Source organism: Nocardia sp. NPDC050408, from assembly GCF_044458905.1.
Taxonomy (GTDB): domain Bacteria; phylum Actinomycetota; class Actinomycetes; order Mycobacteriales; family Mycobacteriaceae; genus Nocardia.
The window spans coordinates 467,149-489,039 of sequence record NZ_JBITIL010000001.1 but is presented as its reverse complement, the minus strand read 5'-3'; the positions used below and the strand labels follow the sequence as shown (position 1 = coordinate 489,039).

At 67.2% G+C, this 21,891-nt stretch carries 7 protein-coding genes (1 of these 7 only partly in view); 3 read left to right on the top strand and 4 right to left on the bottom strand.

What is annotated here, in order from left to right; translation table 11 throughout:
- On the bottom strand, nt 1–474 hold the full coding sequence (locus ACIBJI_RS02040) for a MarR family transcriptional regulator (RefSeq protein WP_364340847.1): 474 nt from the start codon (nt 472–474) through the stop codon (nt 1–3).
- Between the two features lie 110 nt (nt 475–584).
- On the opposite strand from ACIBJI_RS02040, the gene ACIBJI_RS02035 reads away from it, so the two are divergent.
- The gene (locus tag ACIBJI_RS02035) at nt 585–1,712 is read left to right on the top strand and encodes a GDSL-type esterase/lipase family protein (RefSeq protein WP_397082733.1); all 1,128 of its coding nucleotides are present in this window, start codon (nt 585–587) and stop codon (nt 1,710–1,712) included.
- A 106-nt stretch (nt 1,713–1,818) separates the two neighbouring features.
- Here the strand turns inward: ACIBJI_RS02035 and ACIBJI_RS02030 are convergent, their stop codons facing one another.
- Entirely contained in the window at nt 1,819–2,439 is a 621-nt protein-coding gene (locus ACIBJI_RS02030; protein ID WP_397082731.1) for a TetR/AcrR family transcriptional regulator, read from the bottom strand.
- Between the two features lie 72 nt (nt 2,440–2,511).
- Between ACIBJI_RS02030 and ACIBJI_RS02025 the strand changes: the two genes are divergently transcribed.
- Together ACIBJI_RS02025 and ACIBJI_RS02020 are read left to right on the top strand one after the other, a co-directional pair.
- Nucleotides 2,512–3,093, top strand: a complete 582-nt coding sequence (locus tag ACIBJI_RS02025; RefSeq protein ID WP_397082729.1) for a peroxiredoxin-like family protein — start codon at nt 2,512–2,514, stop codon at nt 3,091–3,093.
- Nucleotides 3,090–3,707, top strand: coding sequence for an ATPase (locus ACIBJI_RS02020; RefSeq protein WP_397082727.1), 618 nt, complete (start codon nt 3,090–3,092; stop codon nt 3,705–3,707). The genes ACIBJI_RS02025 and ACIBJI_RS02020 overlap by 4 nt, the downstream gene beginning before the upstream one ends.
- 7 nt (nt 3,708–3,714) lie before the next feature.
- On the opposite strand, the gene ACIBJI_RS02015 is transcribed toward ACIBJI_RS02020, so the two are convergent.
- Both ACIBJI_RS02015 and ACIBJI_RS02010 read right to left on the bottom strand, forming a co-directional pair.
- Nucleotides 3,715–4,284 carry a Uma2 family endonuclease gene (locus ACIBJI_RS02015; RefSeq protein ID WP_396958938.1) on the bottom strand — a complete coding sequence of 190 codons (570 nt, stop codon included), beginning with the start codon at nt 4,282–4,284 and terminating at the stop codon, nt 3,715–3,717.
- Between the two features lie 434 nt (nt 4,285–4,718).
- Nucleotides 4,719–21,891, bottom strand: partial view of a non-ribosomal peptide synthase/polyketide synthase gene (locus ACIBJI_RS02010; RefSeq protein ID WP_397083038.1) — the end only. It continues 26,972 nt past the right edge of the window; 17,173 of the gene's 44,145 nt are visible here — the last part of the coding sequence; its start codon lies beyond the right edge, outside the window — the gene reads right to left on this strand; the stop codon is at nt 4,719–4,721.

Sequence of the window (21,891 nt, the reverse complement as noted above, 5' to 3'; positions counted from 1 at the left end):
TTAGTCGGCCTCGCGCGCAGTGGCCTCCGGGTTCACCTGATCACGGATGGCGCGCAGGCTGGTAACGAAGGCATCGAGTTGGTCGGGCGGCAGCAGACCGGTGAACCAGCGCTCGATGACCTCGAGGTAGTCGGGGAGTACGCGCGCCAAGCGGGTCGCACCGGCGGCGGTGAGCACGGCGTAGGAACTGCGGCGGTCCACCGAGTCGAGTTCGCGGCGCGCGAGGCCGTTGCGCTGCAGGCGGTCGACCAGTCGGGTGACGCCGCTGGTGGACAGGTTGGTCTGGGCGGCGAGGTCGGTCATCCGCAGGCGACGGTCCGGTGAGCGGCTCAAGCGCATGAGTGCGTTGACATCGAGGCCGGACAGACCGTGTTTCTTCCAGGTCGGTTCCAACTTGCGGGTCAGGCCGTCGTACGCCTCGTAGAGCAGGCCCATGGTGGTGAGCCTGGGGTCGTCGAAGAGTTCTGCGTCCACGGTGGCGAGCTTAGCCGAGATAGTTGCGATGGGGATAGTTGACATGCGGAACATATGCGCTAGATTGTTGTCATCGCAATATTCCTCACCGCAACTAAATGGAGATTCCGATGACTACCTCTTCGCGCTGGGTCGCTGGCTTCCGTTCTACGCTGGTCGACCCCGCCGAGCGGATTCGTTTGGCCGAGCCGCGCGGCTTCGCCGATGAGACAGTGCGTCAGGTGCTGCACCTGGTCGGGGCCGGCGAGCAGCTGCGGGTGCGGCTGACGAACCGCTATGGTTCGACACCGGTGACCATCGGTGCGGCACGGATCGCGGTGCGCAAGTCCGGGGCCGAGATCGTCGCGGAGAGCGATACCGAGCTGCGCTTCGACGGCGAGGCTTCAGTTTCCATTCCAGCTGGAGCCGATATCGTCAGTGACCCAGTCGATTTCGCGACGACTGCCGGTACCGATCTGGTGCTGAGTATCTACTTGCCGAAAGAGACCGGCCTGGCACCCTTTTCGCACCTGCCGATGGAATCCGGTTTCGTGGCCGCCGGCGATCAGGTCACCGCACTCGCGCTATCCGGAGCCGAGGAGACGACCTCACGCTTCTATGTGACCGGTGTCGACGTGCTCACCCCGACAGATGGGCCGATCATCGTCGCGTTCGGCGACTCCTGGTTCGAAGGCGTCGGGTCCACACCCGGCGCGAACCATCGTTCCGTCGACGTCCTCAACGAACGTCTCACCAGCGGTTGGGTTCTCAATCAGGGCATCGGCGGGACCCGTTTGCTGACCGACCAGATCGGCGAACATGGTCTGGCCCGTTTCGACCGCGACGTGCTCGGGGTTCCCGGAGTCACCCATGTTGTCCTGAACTTCGGTATCAACGATCTGATCCTCGACAACCGCACGTCATCGGCCGATGCACTCATCGCCGGTTTCCGGCAATTGGCCGGGCGCGCGCATGCGGCCGGACTCGCGGTGTACGCCAACACCATCGGCCCCTTCGCCGGTGTCATCTATCCGGACCTCAATGTCGAAGAGGGCCGAGTAGTACGCCGCGCGGTCAACGAATGGCTGCGCACCACCCGCGTTTTCGATGCCGTGTTCGACGTCGCCGCCGCCGTCGAAGACCCGAATGACCCCGACTTCATCCACCCCGACCTGGACAGCGGCGACGGCCTGCACCTGAACGACGCAGGTCACCACATCATGGGAACAACCATATCCATCCCCGGCCTCACCAACTAGCGCCGCCCAATGACGCCGCGCACATTTTCTCGCGCCGCGCACGAATTCGCCGGGCGAAAACGTGCGCGGCGCGCGAATCGATGCGCGGCAACAGCTCTGGCGGTAGTCACCGGGGCTCAGGGGACAGACCGCGGAGGACGATTTCGATGCCGAGGTGGAATTCGGTGTTGGGGTCGATATTTTGGGCGTCGGTGGCGGTTTGGACGAGGAGTGGATAGTCGCTTGGGGGGAGGCGGGTCATGGCGGCGGTGCCTGCGCCGGAGAGTGGGCCGTAGTGCTCGTTCTGGAGGTGGCCGAGTAGGAAGGCGATGAGGGTGCGTTGGGCCAGGACTCGGCCGGTGCCGGTGAAGCCCGCATCGGTGAGGATGGTCAGCATCGCCTCGATCCAGCGCAGGCTGTTGGGGGCGGACTGGCGGTGGCGCACAACCAGCGGGACTGTTGCCGGATGGGCGGATACCGTCGTGCGCATGCGGTCGAGTAGGGCCGCGACGCGGTCGCGCCAGTCCGGGGCGGTCGGTGGCGCGAGGTCGATATCGGCCAGGAGATGGTCTACGACCAGCAGCTCGAGTTCGTCGCGGTCGGCGACATAGCGGTAGAGGCCCATGGTGGCGATGCGGAGTTCCTTCGCGACCGCGCGCATGGTGAGGCCGGACAGGCCATCGCGGTCGAGCACCGCGACGGCGGCGGCCGCGATGGCGGGGCTGGTCAGCGAGCGAGGGCGGGGCACGGGTTGACAGCGTACAAGGTACGCGCATACTGGCTGTAGGCGTACCTTGTACACCTATGAGAAGGAGTCCCCATGCCATTGCCGCGCACCGTGACCGACCGGACGCTGCTCACCATTGCCGACGCCGAGATTCCGGTCCCCGATCCGGATTGCCTGATACACCTGCAGTTTCGACGTTTCGCGGGCTGTCCGGTGTGCAATCTGCACCTGCGCTCGTTCGCCGTACGGCACGCCGAAATCTTGGCCGCGAACATCCGTGAGGTCGTCGTATTCCATTCCAGCGCAGCCGAATTGCGCACCTATGCGGGCGATCTGCCATTCGACCTGGTCGCCGATCCCGAGCGAAACCTGTACCGCGAGTTCGGCATCGAATCGGCACCGCGCGCCCTGCTCGACCCGCGCGCCTGGCCGACCATCGTCCGCGCCGCGACCCAGGCGACGGTAGCCGTACTGCGCAAGCAAAAGCCCGCTCCCCCGGGCAAACCCGAGGGTGGACGCCTCGGTCTGCCCGGCGACTTCCTCATAGCCTCCGATGGCCGCATACTGGCAAGCAAACTCGGCAAGCACGCCGACGATCAGTGGTCGGTCGACGAACTTCTAGCCCTGGTCCCCGCCGACGCGTCGATGAACCTGCCGAAGGAATCCCAATCATGATGACCGTCGAATTGTTCGTCTCCGAGGAGACGATGGACATCGAACGGCAGCAACAACTGGCCGACCGGGTGCTACACGAGCTGACCACCGGCGAATCCGCGCCGGACTCGGTGCTCGATATGGCACGCGAATTGACGCATGTAGTAGTGCACAAGCCGCAGGTCTGGGCTACCGGCGGCCCGGACATCACGGTCGAACCGCGCTATGTCGTGCGGATCACGGTTCCCGGATCATGGAGCAACAACCGCGAATTCGGCGACCACATCATCCCGATAGTCACCCGTGCGATCGCCGATACCGAAGCGGATCCGGACCGGCTCCTGCGTCGTCCGCATTGCATCGTGCAGATCGTCGGCGTCCGCGAACACGCGATCGGTGCGCTGGGCCGCTCCATGACCGCCACCGACATCACCCGGCTGATGACACAGGACTTCCGGGACTCCGGCGTGCGACCCGAAGCACCGAAGGGTTACACGATCGATCCGGTCTGCGGCATGACTATCGAATGGGCCACCGCCCAGATTACCCTGACCCACGACGGCACCGACTACGCCTTCTGTGCCCCGGTCTGCCGCAAGGTCTTCGCCGAGGAGCATGCCATCGCCGAACGATAAAGGCGGCTCAGGGCATCAGTGACGCCGGATCCACGGTGAATTCGAAGGGACTGCGCAGGGTGACGGACTCCCCAGCCGCCACCCGGTGCGTCCGTTCGTAGGTGCCCTCCGGCCCGAGGGCATGTGCGAACAGGACCGGCAACTTTTCGTCAGTGAGCTGGCCTTTGAACGGGTTGATCTCGACGCGCCAGTAGTTTGGAATTTCGGCTGCGGCATAGAGCACGGGCTTGACCATGCGATCCTGCATAGTCGTCGATTTGGAGACAACTTCGACGACCAGCTTCACCTGTTCGGCGGCGACCCCGCGGTCGTCCCAGTCGATCGCGCCAGCCGCCACCATGAGGTCGGGAATGGGCTCGTCGTCGCCGATCAGCACTCCCACGCCTTCCAGCACTACGTATCCGGGAGGCAGTGCGTCGTCGAGAGCGCGCACCAGCCATTTGATCAGCCACTGATGCCGCGGCTTAGGAGCAGCGTTCACGACGAGCTGGCCATTCAGCACCTCGTACCGTAATCCGTCTTCGGGAATGTGATCGAGGTCCGCGGCCGTCCAATGGTCGGACCGAGGAGCGGGCATTGCCAATGGAACCACCTCCAACCTCATCGAACGGGAGCGAACGACGTCCGCTCGGTCCCGTACGAGTCTAGCCCGCCAAAGCGGCGAGGTTCCGTCCGGTGATTCCGGCGCCTCTTCTGATCTCGCGGCGGCGCTTCCCGCTGTTCATGATCCGACCCAGCATCAACCCTTGATGCATATCCAGGTGTAAGTGCGTGGCCTTGCGGCGGTCACAAGTCCGCGGGTGTCGCATCATCCGTGGGGGAAAATGGCCATGGCAGCCCGCGTGGAGCTGAGCCGCATCCGACTCGGCAGTTCTTTCCCCGCCGCGACCGAACGCACCGTGCGCCTGACGCTTTGGACTATCCGACGCTATGCACGTGCAAAAGCCCCGCACCTTCGACTGTTCGAGGTTCGGGGCCCTTGCCTTCGTGTACCGCGCAGAGCGGTCCCGGTTACTCGACGATCACGATCCGCACGTCCTCGTCCGCCGCCTCGGTCGACTCGCCCACGGTGACGAACCAGTGGGTGACCTCTCCGTCGGCCAGGTCTGCCGCGATCTCGTCCGCGCCGGGCAGCACTGACAGTGCACCGGATATTGCTGCGGTCAGGAACTCGAGGAGTGCGGCTCGGCCGGAGATGGCGGTGGTGAAGGTTGTCGATTCGTAGTCGATGTCGTATTCCGAGCGGACCTGTTCGGCCTGTTCGAGTGCCTCGGTTTGGCTGAAGGCGCGGGGGGTGCCGTCGGCCGTGAGGACTACGAAGGCCGGGTGTTCCTCGGCGAGCGGGCGGACCCGATCGGCGTAGGAGACCGGGTGCGATGGGGCGGCGGCCAGTTCAGCTCGGACCGTCGGATCGCTCGGGACCAGCCAGTTGATCGAGCCGTCGGTTGGTTCCATGGTGATACCGAAAACAGCTCCGGCGGTGGCCATTTCGGCGGCGGTCAGGTCACCGGCGAACAGGCAGGCGGCACCGGCCTTCTGGATGGCCCAGACCGCGACCACCGCATCGACCGAACGCGGCAGCGCCAGGGCCACCACATCGCCCGGTCCGGCACCGTGTGCGATGAGCACCCGGGCCAGCTGCGAGGAACGGCGATCCAGGACGTGGTAGGCGATTTCGTCGCCGTCCGCCAGCAGCGCCGGCGCCTCGGGATCCGCCTCGACCACCTCGGCGAGCACCTTCGACACCGTGCGCGCACCGACCCGGCCCACCGGTTCCGGTGCGGGAGCCGTTGCCGCGATACCGGATTCGACGAGCAGGCGGGCCCGCTCATCGGTATCGAGGATATCGATATCACCGACCAGCCCGGCCGCATCGCCGATCAGCGCGTCCAGCACCCGAATCAGCCTGGTGGACAAGGTTTCCACCTCATCGGCGCTGAACCGGCTGATGAGGTACTCGAGGGTGAATTCGAGAGTGGACTCCGCGGTCACCTGCAGGGTGAGTGGATAGTGCGTCGCACTCTCCACACCGACATCGGTCACCGCCATGCCGTCGATCGAACTCGCCGCGGCGATCGCCTCCCGATCGATCGGGTACGACTCGAACACCAACAGCGTGTCGAAGTGCGAGGCGATTCCGGCGGCCCGCTGGATATCGGACAGGCCGACGTAGTGGTGATCGAGCAGCTCGGCCTGGTCACGCTGCAACCGCTTCAGCTGATCGTCGATCGTCGCGCGGTCATCGATGCGCACCCGCACCGGGAGCGTATTGATGAACAGACCGACCATCGACTCCACGCCGGTCAGCTCGGCGGGCCGACCAGACACCGTGGCGCCGAACACCACATCGGCGCGGCCGGTGAGCCTGCCGACCAGGATGCCCCAGGCCGCTTGCACCAGGGTGTTGACCGTGATGCCGAGTTCGGCGCAGTGCTTGGTCAGCTGACGGGTGCGGTCGGCGTCGATCTGGGTGATCAGCTTGGCGGTCTCGTAGGTCTCGACCGTCCGTGCGGGCGCGGCCAATTCGGTCGGTTCGGTCGCACCGTCGAAGGCATCGGCCCAGACCCGCAACGACGCGTCCTGATCGCGGGTGGCGAGCCAGTCCAGGAAGTCACGGTAGGAGGAGACCTGCGGCAGTGCCGACTGGTCGCCGCGCGTCGCGTAGAGCACCAGCAGATCCCGCATCAGCAGCGGCATCGACCAACCGTCGAGCAGCACGTGGTGCGTGGTGATTGCCAGCGACCATTCCTCGGCGGCGGTACGCAACAGCGTGTAGCGCACCAGCGGCGGGGTGGTCATATCGAAGCGCTCGGCGTGGTCGGCCTCGACCCGGCGACGCAGTTCCTCGGCCCGCCCCGCCTCCGGCAGTTCGGTGAGATCCACCACGCGCCAAGGCACTTCGACCCGATCGAGCACGACCTGCCGCACCTGTCCGGTGGAGTCGGTGACGAATGCGGTGCGCAGATTCGGGTACCGATCCAGGATCGCCTGCGCGGCCGCGTTCAGCCGTGCCACATCCACCGTTCCGGCCAACTGCACCACCGCCTGGATGGTGTAGACGTCCACGCTGGCCGTGGTCATCAGCGCGTGGAAGAGCAGGCCGGACTGCAGCGGCGAGACCGGCCAGACATCGTCGAGGCCCGGGTAGGTCTGTTCCCACAGTTCGATATCGGCCTGACCGACCTGCACCAGCGGCAGATCCGACGGCGTATGGCCACCGGCATTCGGCCGCTGCGCGTGCTCGGCCAGCGCGGTGAGCGCGGCAACCCACAGCTCCGCCAACTCCTGCACCTGCTCCGGGGACAGCAGCCCGACCGGGAACTCGAAGGTGGCAAGCAGCCGCGGACCATCGTCCTCATCGCCGACTGTCACGGCGACATCGAGCGCTCCGGTCGCGGGCATGGTGGCATCCCGCTCGGCCTTGATCGCCGCTTCCTGGTACCGGAAGCCGACCTGACCCGCCAGCGGCAGTTGTTCACCCACCCCGTCGGCTCCGCCGACTGCCGTCGCCCTGAGCAGCAGACCGTAGCCGACGCCCTGATCCGGCACCGCGAGCAGCTGTTCCTTCACCGACTTGATGAGCGCACCCGCGGCGTCGCCGCCGTCGAACGCCTCGGCCAGATCGATCCCGCCCAGCCCGAGCCGGGCCGGGTAGACGGAGGTGAAAGCGCCCACGGTGCGCGACAATTCGGCACCGCGGACCGCCGCACGACCGTCACCGTCGAGCCGGATCAGCACATCCGATCCTTGCTCTTCGCCACGCCAGCGCACCAGCGCCATGGCCAACGCCGACAGCAGCCCATCCGGCACGCGACCGTGGAACCGCGCAGGCACCGTGGTGAGCAGTACCTCGGAGATATCCGCCGGCACCTCGATGCGCACCCGTCGCGTGGTGGCGACGGTATCCAGCGCCGGATCGAAGGCCCGCGCGCCGAGCAGCGGCTCGGGCGTGGCCGAAACCTCCTGCCAGAATGGCAGTTCGGCGGCGCGGCCATTCGCTTGCTCGGTCAGGCCGTAGGCCCAACGCCGCAGCGAGGTACCGACCTCCGGCAGGGCGACCTGGTCGTCGGCGATCAGGTCGAGCAGATCGCCGGTCAGGATGTCGAGGGACTTCGGATCGGCAGCGAAGCCGTGGACCACGATCAGCATGAAGTTGCCGCCGTCGAGACGGTCGGCGGTGCAGCGCACGAACTGCGCCATCACGCCGTTGGCCGGATCGAGGCGATCCGCGGCGGCCGCGCGTTCGTTGTCGGCGCGCCGCATGAGCTCGTCATAGCCGTAGTCGTCGTCGAGGTCGGTATCGAAGGCGACCTCGTGCACAAGGGCATCGATATCGATCCCACCGCGCTCGAGCGCTTCGAATTCCCAGACCTCCTCGACCCGGCGCAAACGAGTGCGCAACGCATCGTGCCGGTCGACCAGTGCGGCGATCGCCGCACGCAGCCGATCCCCGTCGAGTTCGCTCGGCAGCGCCACCGCCGTCTCGTAGGAGAAGCGCTGGTAGGCCGTGCCGTTCGCCAGCACCGCGGCGATGCTCGGCGGCAGCGGGATCTCACCTATGCCACCACCGGGCAGCTCGGCCATGGTCGCCTGCCGCAGATCCGCGGCCGAGGTCGCGATGGCTGCGAGTCCGGCGACGCTGCGCTGTTCGAAGACGTCGCGCACGGAGAACACCACACCGAGCGTCTTCGCCCGCGATACCAGCTGGATCGACAGGATGCTGTTACCGCCGAGTGCGAAGAAGTCGTCGTCGGCACCGATCCGTTCGATGCCGAGTACATCGGCGAACACACCGGCCACGATCTGCTCCACCGGGGTGACCGGCGCGCGGAATGCGGCCTGTTCGAAGGTGGGCTGCGGCAGGGCCTTTCGATCGAGCTTGCCATTCGCATTGAGCGGCAGAGCTTCCAGCTCGAGGAAGGCGCTCGGCACCATGTACGAGGGCAGCTCCGCAGCCAACGCCGACTGGACCGCACTCTTATCGAGTTCGCCGGTGGTCGGGACCACATAGGCGACCAGGCGGTCACCGAGTGCCGGATCGGTATGCGCGAGCACCGCGGCCGAGCTGATCGAGGTCTGTCGCAGCAGCGCCGCCTCGATCTCGCCGAGTTCGATGCGGAAACCACGGATCTTGACCTGGAAGTCGGTGCGACCGCGATACTCCAGCTCACCGGCGGCATTCCAGGCCACCAGGTCACCGGTGCGGTACATCCGAGCACTGGATTCGAACGGGTCGGCCACGAACCGCTCCGCGGTCAGATCGACACGCCCGAAGTAGCCGCGCGCCAATTGCGCACCGGCCAAATACAACTCACCCGAAACACCCACCGGCACCGGACGCAACCGCGAATCCAGCACGTACACCTGGCTGTTCCACTCCGGGGCACCGATCGACACCGAGACGGTATCGACATCGGTCACCTCGTGGTTGGTGATCGAGACCGCGGCCTCGGTCGGGCCGTAGAGGTTGAACAGGGTGGCCCCGTTCGACTCCCGGAACCGCTGCGCCGTCGCGGCGGGCAGCGCCTCACCGATGGCGAGCACCCGGCGCAACGAATCGGGCAGCTGTCCGTCCGATTCGATCAGCAGGGCATCCAACATCGACGGCACCACATGCAAAGTGGTGACGGCGGTATCGCGCATCAGCGTATTGAGGTAGGTCGGATCGCGATGTCCGTCGGCCGACGCGATGACCAGTCGGCCACCCGAAACCGCCGCCGACCAGAACTCCCACACCGACAAGTCGAAGGTGGCCGCGGTCTTGAGCAGCACCGCGTCCTCTGCACCGAGACCGAATTCGCTCGTCTTCCACAGCAACTGGTTGACGATCGCCGCATGCGGCACCGCGACACCCTTGGGGCGACCGGTCGAACCCGAGGTGAAGATCACGTACGCCGTATTCGCCGCGCGCAGTGGCGCGATCCGTTCCGCGTCGGCGATCGGCGCGTCCTGGAGGTCCGCGAGTGCGTCCATCCGAACGACGTCGGTCACCGAGGTCTGGAAATCGGTGTCGGCGTTGGTCACCACACACAGTGGCCGAGCGGTCTCGAGAATGTAGTCGGTCCGCTCACCGGTCTGATCCGGATCCAGCGGCACATACGCGCCACCGGCCTGGGTCACCGCGTACATCGCGACCACCAGGTCCGCCGAGCGGCGCAGTGCGAGCGCCACCCGTGCCTCCGGTCCGACACCCAGCGAAATCAGGTGCCGGGCAAGTCCGTTCACCCGAGAGCCCAGCTCGCCGTAGCTGAGGGCGGTGCCGTCGTCGCCGACCAGCGCCACCGCATCCGGCGTGGCCGCCACGGTTCGATCCAGCAGCGAGGCCAGCGTCGCGGACGAATCCACCTGCTGCGCTGTCGCATTCCAGCCGGAGACCAGTTCGCGGCGCTCGTCCGCGGCCATGATCTCGAGATCGCCGACAGCCGCGCGCGGCGCCGCGATGATCTCGGCGAGAACGCGTGCGAAGCGATCGGCGAAGCCACGAACGGTATCCGGGTCGAACAGGTCGTTGGCGTAGGTGAAGTACCCACCGATGCCCGACGGCGTGCCGTCCTCGTCGTAGCTGTCCGCGACGATCAGGTGCAGATCGAACTGCGAGAGCTGGGTGTCGATATCGAATCCGGCGACCGTGAGTCCGGGCAGTTCCAGCGTGGTCCGCGCCAGGTTCTGGAACGACAGACCCACCTGGAACAGCGGATGGCGCGCCTGCGACCGCACCGGGTTCAGCACCTCGACCAACCGCTCGAATGGCACGTCCGCATGGGCGAACGCCTGGATATCCGTTTCGCGCTGACGCCCGAGCAGCTCGGTGAACGGCTCGCCGCGATCCAGCTGGGTACGGAACACCAAGGTGTTGACGAACATGCCGATCAGATCGTCGAGCACGGCCTCACCGCGGCCCGCCATCGGTGTACCGATCGCGATGTCATCGGTGCCCGACAGCCGCGAGAGCAGTACCGCGAACGCCGTGTGCACGACCATGAACAGCGTCGCACCCTCGGCCCGGGCCAAAGCGACGAGCTCACGATGCGTTTGGGCGTCGATGCTCAGCTCCACCTTGCCGCCCGTGAAGGACTGCACGGCGGGCCGCGGGCGATCCGAGGGCAGATCCAGCTGATCCGGCACATCCGCCAATGCCGACTGCCAGTAGGCGATCTGCTTGGCCGCCAACGACTCCGGATCGTCCTCGCTGCCGAGCAGCTCGCGCTGCCAGATGGAGTAGTCCGCGTACTGCACCGGCAGCGGCGTCCACGTGGGTGACTCGCCGACCGAGCGGGCCGCGTACGCCGTCATCAGATCCCGGGTCAGCGGGCCCATCGACGAACCGTCACCTGCGATGTGGTGCACCACGAGCACGAGCACGTACTCGTTCGGGGCGGGAGCGGAGCCTGCGGAGCGACCCGAGGACACAGGAGCGGAGCCTGCGGAGCGACCCGAGGACACAGGAGCGGAGCCTGCGGAGCGACCCGAGGACACAGGAGCGGAGCCTGCGGAGCGACCCGAGAACACAGGAGCGGAGCCCGCGGAGCGACCCGAGGACACAGCGGTCGGTGCGTCGGTCACCTGGAACAGCTCCACCCGCACCGGCACCTCGGCGGTGACGTCGAACGGCGCCGCCATCACCGCGATCACCGTGGATTCCAGCTCCGCGGCCACGAGCGGCCGCAGCTCCAGCGCCGGAACAGCCTGCGCCACCGGCAGAATCACCTGTGCCGGGGCTCCCGCGGTCTCCGGGTACACCGTCCGCAGAATCTCGTGCCTGCCGACCAGATCCGCCATGGCCGCACGCAGCGCGTCGACATCCAGCGCACCGGTCAACCGGACCGCGATGGGCAGGTTGTAGGCCGCCGACTCGGTGTCGAAGCGGTTCAGGAACCACATCCGCTGCTGTGCCAGCGACAACGGCACCGGATCCGGCCGCGGACCGGCGACCAGTGGCCGCCGCTCGCCAACACCGGACAGCTGCTCCAGCTTCACCGCCAGGGCCGCCACGGTCGGCGCCTCGAACAGCGCACGCACCGGCACTCGGCCGCCGATCGCGGCACTCAGGCGACCGACCACCTGGGTGGCCACCAGCGAGTTGCCGCCGAGGGCGAAGAAGTCGTCGTCGACACCCACGCGCTCGATACCGAGCACATCGCCGAAGACGCCCGCCACGATCTCCTCCACCGGCGTTGCCGGGGCACGGAATTCGCGAGTGGTGAACGTCGGTTCGGGCAGCGCCTTGCGGTCGAGCTTGCCGCTGGAGTTCAGTGGGAAGGCGTCGAGCACCACGATGGCCGCCGGAACCATATAGCCCGGAAGCACATCCGATACCTCGGCCAGCAGCACCCGCTGGTCGATCGACTGCCCCGGCGCGGGAACCACGTACGCGACCAACTGGTCGCCCAGTGCCGACGCCGCCACCAGTGCCACCGCCTGGCTCACCGCGGCATGGGCCAGCAGCGCCGTCTCGATCTCGCCGAGCTCGATCCGCTGGCCGCGGAACTTCACCTGGAAGTCGGTGCGCCCCAGGTATTCCAGGCGATGACCCGCGCCCGCGACTTCGCGCCAGACAACCAGGTCACCGGTGCGGTACATCCGCGCACCGGTCGTGAACGGGTTGGCCACGAAGCGATCCGAGGTCAGATCCGGGCGCGCGACGTAACCGCGGGCCAGCTGATCACCGGCCAGATACAGCTCACCGGCCACACCGGCGGGCACCGGCCGCAACCGCGAATCCAGCACGAACACCTGGGTGTTCCACTGCGGCAGACCGATCGGCACGGTGCGCGCATCCGTCTCACGCGCGGGCCAGTAGGTCACCGACACCGCGGCCTCCGTCGGCCCGTACAGGTTGTGCAGCACCGCATCCGAAACGGACCGCCACGCCGTCACCGTTTCCGGCGGCAGCGCCTCACCGATCACGAACACGTCCCGCAGCGTCGGCAGCGAGCCCGCTGCCAACTGTGCGGCGAACACCGTCAGCATGGACGGCACGAAGTCGGTGACCGTAACCCCTTGCGCGGCAATCGCATCCGCCACGTAGGCCGGGTCGCGATGGCCGTCGTGGGTGGCGACCACCAGCTGCGCGCCGGCGCGCAGCGGCATGAAGTAGCCCCACAGCGACACGTCGAACGTGGTCGCGGTCTTCTGCAGGTACACGTCATCGGGGCCGAGCGGGTACTCCGCGAGCATCCACTCGATCTGATTGTTGATCGCCCCGTGCGACACCGCGACGCCCTTCGGACGACCGGTCGAACCCGAGGTGAAGATGACGTAAGCCGGGTTGTCCCGGGTGACCGGGCGCAGCAGCTCACCGGGTTCGATCGGTGCGGAGGAGAACCCGTCCAGCTCCAGCGAATCCAGCTCGAGCACCGGGATATCCGCGGGAACCGGCACCGCGTCGGCCGCGGTGGTGACCACGCACGCGGGCTGGGCGGTATCCAGGATGTGCGCGATCCGCTCCGCCGGATGATCCGGATCCAGCGGCACATACGCGCCACCGGCCGCGACGATCGCGTACATGCCGACGACCAGATCCAACGACCGCCGAACGGCAAGGCCGACCAGCGACTCGGCACCCACACCCCGCGAAATCAACAGGCGGGCAAGGCTATTCACCCGGTCGTCGAATTCCCGATAAGTCAGCTCGGCGCCTTCGAACACCACCGCGACGGCATCCGGATGCGCCGCTGCGGCGCGCCGGTACCCGTCGAGCAACAGCTCGGGCTGCACCGGATGCGCGGTGGCGTTCCAGCCACCCAGCATCCGTTCCCGCTCCACCGCGGTGAGCAGCTCCAGGTCACCGACTGCCGCGCGCGGCGCGGTGATGATCTCGCCGAGCAGCCTGGTGAACCGGTCCGCGAACCCTTCGACCGTGCTCCGGTCGAACAGGTCGGTGGCGTAGGTGAATACGCCGGCGATGCCGGCAGGAGCTCCGGACTCGTCGTACAGGTCGGAAAGGATCAGGTGCAGGTCGAACTGAGAGATGTGGGTATCGAACTCCACGCCCGAGACCGTGAGATCCGGCAATTCCAAGGAGGTCTGGGCCAGGTTCTGGAACGACAAACCCACCTGGAACAGCGGATGCCGCGCCTGCGACCGTGCCGGGTTCAGCACCTCGACCAACCGCTCGAACGGCACATCGGCATTGGCGAACGCCTGGATATCCGTTTCGCGCTGCCGCCTGAGCAGATCCGCGAACGGCTCGGCCGAATTCAGCCGGGTACGGAACACCAACGTGTTGATGAACGTGCCGATCAGATCGTTCAGCGCCGCCTCACCCCGACCCGCCATCGGCGTACCGATCGCGATGTCGTCGGTGCCGGACAGTCGAGACAACAGCACGGCCAGTGCCGTGTGCACGATCATGAACAGCGTCGCACCCTCGGCCTGCGCCACGCCGCTGAGACCACGATGGGTATCGGCGTCGATGCGCACCTCGACGGTGCCACCCGCGAAGGACTGCACCGCGGGCCGCGGACGATCCGCGGGCAGATCCAGCTGCTCCGGCAGATCCGCCAGCGCGCCGCGCCAGTAGGCGACCTGCTTGGACATCAGCGAATCCGGATCGTCCTCGCTGCCGAGCAGTTCACGCTGCCAGATGCTGTAATCCGCGTATTGGACCTCCAGCGGCGCCCAGTTGGGTGCGACACCGGCCGAGCGCGCCGCGTACGCCGTCATCAGATCGCGCGTCAGCGGTCCCATCGAGGAACCGTCACCGGCGATATGGTGCACGACCATCGCGATCACGTACTCCGGAGCCGAACTTTCGGTGTCGATCTCGAACAACCGCACCCGGACCGGCACCTCGGCGGTGACGTCGAATGGCGCCGAAATCAGCTCGACTACGGCGGATTCGACCTGATCCGGGGTGACCGTCCGGATGTCCAGCTCCGGAATCGCCTGTCCTACCGGCAGAATCAGCTGTACCGCACCCGACTCGGTCTCGGGGTAGATGGTGCGCAGGACCTCGTGCCTGCGCACCAGATCCGCGATGGCGGCGCGCAGTGCGGCCACATCGAGCGCGCCGGTCAGCCGCACCGCGATCGGAACGTTGTACGCGGCGGACTGGGTGTCGAAGCGGTTGAGGAACCACATCCGCTGCTGCGCCAGCGACAGCGGAATATGTTCCGGCCGTGGACCGGCGACCAGCGCGTGCCGTCCGCGCCCGTCGGCCTGCTGTTCCACCCGGATGGCGAGTGCGCCGACGGTCGGCGCCTCGAACAGCAGTCGCACCGGGACGCGGGTGTTCAGCGCCGCGCCGAGGCGGGCCGCGACCTGGGTCGCGAGCAGCGAATTACCGCCCCACGCGAAGAAGTCGTCATCCAGGCCCAGCCGCTGTGCCTGCTCGCCGGATCCGAGGTGCAGCACCTCGGCGAAGGTGTTGGCGACGATCTCCTCGATCGGGGTGACCGGCGCGCGGAACACCGCCTTCTCGAAGGTGGGCTCCGGCAACGCCTTTCGATCGAGCTTGCCGTTGGCGTTCAACGGCAGTGCATCGAGGGTGAGGAAGACCGACGGCACCATGTAGGACGGCAGCTCGGCGGCCAGCGCCGATTGCAGGCGCACGTTGTCGATCTCATCGGATTCGGGCACCACGTAAGCGACCAGCCGGTCACCCAGATTCGGGTCGGTGTGCGCGAGCACCGCCGTGGCCGAAACCTCGGGCTGACGCAGCAGCGCCGCCTCGATCTCACCGAGCTCGATCCGGAAACCGCGGATCTTCACCTGGAAGTCGGTGCGGCCGCGATACTCCAGCCCGCCCTCGCTGTTCCAGGCCACCAGGTCACCGGTGCGGTACATGCGCTCGCCGGTGCCGAACGGGTTGGCCACGAAACGATCCGCGGTCAGGTCAACGCGCCCGAAGTAACCACGCGCCAACTGCGCACCGGCCAGGTACAGCTCACCGGAGACACCGACCGGAACCGGACGCATCCGCGAATCCAGCACGTACACCTGGCTGTTCCACTCCGGACCACCGATCGGCACCGAAACCGTGTCGGCATCGGTGACGGTGTGCGCGGTGATCGATACCGCGGCCTCGGTGGGGCCGTACAGGTTGAACAGCTCGGCCGCGTTGTCCCGCCGGAATCGCTGCGCGGTCGTCGCGGGCAGCGCCTCACCGATCGCCAGCACCCGCCGCAGCGACTGCGGCAGACGGCGAGCGGATTCGGTGAGCAGCGCGTCCAGCATCGACGGCACCACGTGCAGCGTTGTGACGCCGGTGGAGCGCATCAGCTCGTTGAGGTATGCGGGATCGCGGTGACCATCGGCATCGGCGATGACCAACCGGCCACCGCAGACCGCGGCCGACCAGAACTCCCAGACCGACAGGTCGAAGGTGGCCGCGGTCTTGAGCAGCACTGCGTCATCGGCACCGAGGCCGAATTCGGCTGTCTTCCACAGCAACTGGTTCACGATCGCCGCATGCGGCACCGCGACACCCTTCGGCTGGCCGGTCGAACCCGACGTGAAGATCACGTACGCCGTATTCGCCGCCGCCAGCGGCCGCAGCCGGTCACCGTCGGAAATCGGACCGTCCGCGACGCCGGATAGATCCAGCTCGTCGATCGACACCACTTCGGCCACGGTGCTGCCGAAATCATCGCGACCGGTGCTCAGCACGCAGACCGGTGCCGCGGTGCGCAGGATGTAGTCGGTGCGCTCGGTGGGCTGATCGGGATCGATCGGCACATACGCCGCACCCGATTTCGCCACCGCGTACATCGCGATCACGAGATCCACCGAACGCCGAATGGCCAGCGCCACTCGATCCTCCGAGCCGACACCGAGCGTAATCAAGTGGCGCGCCAGGCGGTTGGCCTTGGCGTCCAACTCGGCGTAGGTGAGCGTCGTGTCCTCGGCTACCAGCGCCACCGCATCCGGGCTCGCCGCAACCGTGGCGTCCAGCAGCGACGCCAGCGTGGTCGAGGCGTCGATGTCGAGTGAGTGCGCGGTGTCGTTCCAGGCGCGCAGAATTCGCGTGTTCTCTGTGGGCGAGAGCAGATCGATCTCGCCGACCCGCACGTCGGCGTCGGCCAGTACGGCATCGAGCACCAATACGAAGCGGTCGGCGAAGCCCTGCACGGTCGCCTCGTCGAACAGGTCGGTCGCGTAACCGAATTCGGCGACGATCTGGGCGGGCGTACCGTCCTCGGCGTAGCGGTCATACAGCGTGACGTGCAGATCGGTCTTGGCCAGCTGCGAATCGAAGTTCACCGCGCTCACCGACAGGCCGGGCAGCGTGAAGGTGGTCTCGGCCAGGTTCTGGAACGAAAGTCCGATCTGGAACAGCGGATTGCGCGCCGTCGAACGCTCCGGGTTGAGCACCTCGACCAGCCGCTCGAACGGCACATCGGCGTTGGCGAATGCCTCCAGGTCCCGCTCGCGCACGTCGGCGAGCAGGTCGGCGAAGGTATCACCGGGCTCGATGATCGTCCGGAACACCAAGGTGTTGACGAACATACCGATCAGATCGTCGAGTTCGCGTTCACCGCGACCCGCGATCGGGGTGCCGACCGCGATGTCGTCGGTACCCGACAGGCGCGAAAGCAATACGGCCAGCGCCGCGTGCACAACCATGAACAGTGAGGCGTGATTTGCCCGCGCCAGCTCGTGCAGCTTGGCGTGCTTGTCCGGTTCGATCTCGAAGCGAATCGCCTTGCCCTGGAACGACTGCGCGCGCGGGCGCGGCCGGTCGGCGGGCAGTTCCAGCTGATCGGGCATACCCGCGAGCGCGGATTGCCAGTAGGCGACCTGCTGTGCCGCAAGCGATTCCGGATCCTCCTCGGAGCCGAGCACCGCACGCTGCCACAGCGCGTAGTCGGCGTACTGCACCGGCAGCGGCTGCCACTGCGGGATCTCACCCTGGGCCCGTGCCACATACGCTGCCATGACATCGCGAGCCAGCGGACCCATCGACGAACCGTCGGCCGCGACATGGTGCACCGTGAACGCCAGCACGTGCTCCTGTTCGGCGAGCCGGAACAGCCCGACCTTCAGCGGCACCTGCACGGTGACATCGAAGGTGGTGAGCGCGAATTCGATCACCGCGGCGACCAGGTCCGATTCCGAGATATCGGTGACGGTCAGCTCCGGCACGGCCTGATCGGCGGGCAGGATCACCTGGTGCGGGCCACTGGCCGAACTCGGGTAGGTGGTCCGCAGCACCTCGTGCCTGGCGAACACATCGCCGAGCGCCAGCTCCAGCGCCGCCACATCCAGCGCACCGGACAACCGCACGGCGAGCGGGATATTGTCCACGGCCGAGGTGGTGGTATCGAACTGGTTGAGGAACCAGTACCGCTGCTGCGCGGGTGAGAGCGGCACTCGGGCCGGGCGCTCCCCCGCGACCAGTCGCGGCCGGCTGCGGCCGGATCCGGCATTGTGTTCGGCCTTGGCCGCCAGCGCCGCGACGGTCGACGCCTCGAACAGATCGCGGACCGCGAGCTGGGTATCCAGTGCCGCGCCGATGCGCGCGGTCACCTGGGTGGCCAGCAGCGAGTTGCCGCCGAGTTCGAAGAAGTCGTCGTCCAAACCGACGCGCGCGACACCGAGCACGTCGCTGAACACGCCCGCCACAATCTCCTCGATCGGAGTCGACGGTGCGCGGAACACCTTCGCCTCGAATACCGGTGCGGGCAGTGCCTTGCGATCCAGCTTGCCGGAAGCATTGAGCGGGAACGCATCCAGTACGACGAAGGCCGTCGGCACCATGTACGCGGGCAGCTCGCCCGCGAGTTCGGCGCGCACCTGGTCGATGTCGATCGCACGATCCGCCGCCGCGATCACATACCCGACCAACTGATCGCCGAGGCGGTCGTCGGAGCGGACCACAACGGCGGCCTGCGCGATCGGTTCCAGCGCGGTGAGCGCCGACTCGATCTCGCCGAGTTCGATGCGCAGACCGCGCAGCTTCACCTGGAAGTCGGTGCGGCCCAGGTACTCCAGCTCACCGTTGGCCGTCCAGGTGACGAGGTCACCGGTGCGGTACATGCGCTCGCCGGTGCCGAACGGGTTGGCCACGAAGCGATCCGCGGTCAGATCCGGACGGGCCACATAGCCGCGCGCCAACTGGGTGCCCGCGAGGTACAGCTCACCCGCGACGCCGACCGGAACCGGGTGCAGCCGCGAATCCAGCACGTACACCTGGGTGTTGAATACCGGCGCACCGATCGGGACCGAGACCGTATCGGCATCGGTCACCTCGTGATAGGTGACGTCGACGGCGGCCTCGGTCGGGCCGTACAGGTTGTGCAGCCAGACACCGGTCAGCTCGCGCAACCGCTGTGCGGTCACCGCCGGCAGCGCCTCACCGGAGGCGAATACATTGCGCAGGTCGAAGCATTCGCCCGCCCGATCGTCGGCCACGAAGACCGACAGCATGGACGGCACGAAGTGCACCGTGGTGACCTGCTCCTGCGCGATGGTCTGGACCAGGTAGGCCGGATCGCGATGGCCGTCCGGCTTCGCGATGACCAGGCGCGCGCCGACCTGCAGCGGCCACCAGAATTCCCATACCGACACATCGAAGGTCGCCGGCGTCTTCTGCAGCACCACATCGCCGCGATCCAGCCCGTATTCGGCCTGCATCCAGACCAGACGGTTGACGATCGCGGCATGGCTGACCGCCACACCCTTCGGACGACCGGTCGAACCCGAGGTGAAGATCACGTACGCGGTATTCGAAGGCCGCAGCGGCGCAAGGCGTTCGGCATCGATCAGCGGTTCGTCGGAGTATGCCGAGAGATCCAGCGCCTCGATCTCGAGCGTCGGCGTCGAGCCCGCGTCGAACTCGTCGGCGGCGGTGGTCAGCACGCAGACCGGCTGCGCGGTGTCGAGCACATACCGGGTGCGGTCGACTGGATGATCGGGATCCAGCGGCACATACGCGCCGCCTGCCACGCTCACCGCGTACATGCCGATCACCAGCTCGAAGGATCGGCGCATGCCGAGCGCGACCATCGAATCGGGTCCGACACCCAGCGAAACCAGGTACCGGGCAAGGCGATTCACCCGCGCGGTGAATTCGCCGTAGGAGATGGTGGTCCCATCGAAGCTCAGCGCGATCGACTTCGGGCTCCGCGCCGCCTGCTCCTCGAACATCGAGACCAGGGTGGCCTGGGCATCGACGACATGGGCCGTCTCGTTCCACTTTTCGAGCACCATGGCGCGTTCAGTGGCATCGAGCAGATCGACATCACCGACCGCGACGGCCGGATCCGCGACCACCGCATGCAGCAGGCGGACGAGGCGCTGGGCGACGCCGGCGATCGTCTTCGCGTCGAACATATCGGTGGCGTAGGCGAATTCGGCGGTCATGCCGTCCGCATTCCCGGCGGCGTCGAGCCGGTCGGCGAGGTTCAGGTGCAAATCGAACTTCGCGGTCACCACGTCGAGCGGCACACCGGCCACTTCGAGACCGGGCAGCGCGAACGATGCCTCACCGGTGTTCTGGAACGACAGCATCACCTGGAACAGCGGATGCCGCGCCTGCGAACGGGCCGGGTTGAGGATGTCGACCAGGCGCTCGAACGGCAGGTCGGCGTGGCCGAAGGCAGCCAGATCGGCTTCCCGTGCCCGCGCGACCAAGTCGGCGAAGGACGCACCGGAATCGATCGGCGTGCGCAGCACGAGCGTATTGACGAACATGCCGATCGCATCGTCGAGCACGGCCTCGCCGCGCCCCGCGACCGCAGTGCCGATGGCGATATCGTCGCTGCCGGACAGGCGCGCGAGCAGTGCCGCGAAGGCCGCGTGCACCACCATGAACAAGCTCGCGCCGTTCGCGCGGGCCAGTGCGTTGAGCTCGGTCAGCAACTGCGCGTCGATGCCGAATTCGTAGACATCGCCGCGGTTGGACGCTACGGCCGGACGCGAACGATCCGACGGCAGATCCAGCTGATCGGGCAGTCCGGCCAGATTCCGCGACCAGTACGCGACCTGCTGGGCGATCAGCGATTCCGGATCGTCCTCGGAGCCGAGGGTGTCGCGCTGCCAGAGCGCGAAGTCGGCGTACTGCACCGGCAGCGGCGCCCAGGCGGGCGATTCGCCACGGCTGCGGGCCGCGTAGGCGACCATCACATCGCGGGCCAGCGGACGCGCCGACCAGCCGTCACCGGAGATGTGGTGCACCACGAAGACCAGCACGTGGGTTTCAGTCGACGAGCCGTCTGTACTTTCTGGTCGCTGCGCAGGCTCCGCTCCCGCATTTCCTGGTCGCTGCGCAGGCTCCGCTCCCGCATTTTCTGGTCGCTGCGCAGGCTCCGCTCCCGCTGGCGCCTCGAGCCGGAACAGCTTGGCGCGCACCGGAACCGCGGCAGTGACGTCGAAGCCGGTCAGCACCGACTCGCTGATGCGATCACGAATATCGGCCTCCGACACCACGACCGGCGTCAGGTCGAGGTGGACCTGACCGGTGGGCAGCACGACCTGTACACCCTGACCGTTGGCGGTCTCCGGGTAGACGGTGCGCAGCACCTCGTGCCGGTCCATCACATCGGCGACGGCCATGCGCAGCGCATCGGTGTCGAGTGCGCCGGTGAGCCGCACCGCCAGCGGGATGTTGTTGACGGCGGTCTGGTTGTCGAAGCGGTTGAGGAACCACATCCGCTGCTGGGCCAGCGAGAGCGGAATCTGTTCCGGCCGTGGTCCGGCCGTCAGTTCCCGACGTCCGCCGGTGCCCTGCTGACCCTCCATCCGCGCGGCGAGCGCGGCCACATTCGGCGCCTCGAACAGCAGCCGCACCGGAATGCGGGTGTCGAGTGCGGCGCCGAGGCGGGCCACCACCTGGGTGGCGATCAGCGAGTTGCCGCCGAGGTCGAAGAAGTCGTCGTCGAGACCGACCGGACGCGCGCCGTCCGCGCTCGACAGACCGAGCACCTCGGCGAAGGTGTCGGCCACGATCTCTTCGATCGGGGTCGACGGTGCGCGGAATTCCTTGGCCTCGAAGGCGGGTTCGGGCAGTGCGCGGCGGTCGAGCTTGCCGTTGGGGTTCAGCGGCATGGCGTCGAGCACCATGAGCGCCGCTGGAACCATGTAGGACGGCAGTAGCGCGGTCAGGTGCCTGCGCAGCGCGTCGATGTCGACGGTGGCGCCGTTCGCGGGTACCACGTAGCCGACCAGCTGATCGCCGGTCCTGGCATCCGAACGCACCAGCGCGACCGCCTGCGCCACCGAATCGTGTGCGGTGAGCGCGGTT

Coding starts and splice junctions, on each gene's coding strand:
- ACIBJI_RS02035 (WP_397082733.1), top strand. CDS start 585: ATGACTACCTCTTCGCGCTGGGTCGCTGGCTTCCGTTCTACGCTGGTC.
- ACIBJI_RS02025 (WP_397082729.1), top strand. CDS start 2,512: ATGCCATTGCCGCGCACCGTGACCGACCGGACGCTGCTCACCATTGCC.
- ACIBJI_RS02020 (WP_397082727.1), top strand. CDS start 3,090: ATGATGACCGTCGAATTGTTCGTCTCCGAGGAGACGATGGACATCGAA.
- ACIBJI_RS02015 (WP_396958938.1), bottom strand. CDS start 4,284: ATGCCCGCTCCTCGGTCCGACCATTGGACGGCCGCGGACCTCGATCAC.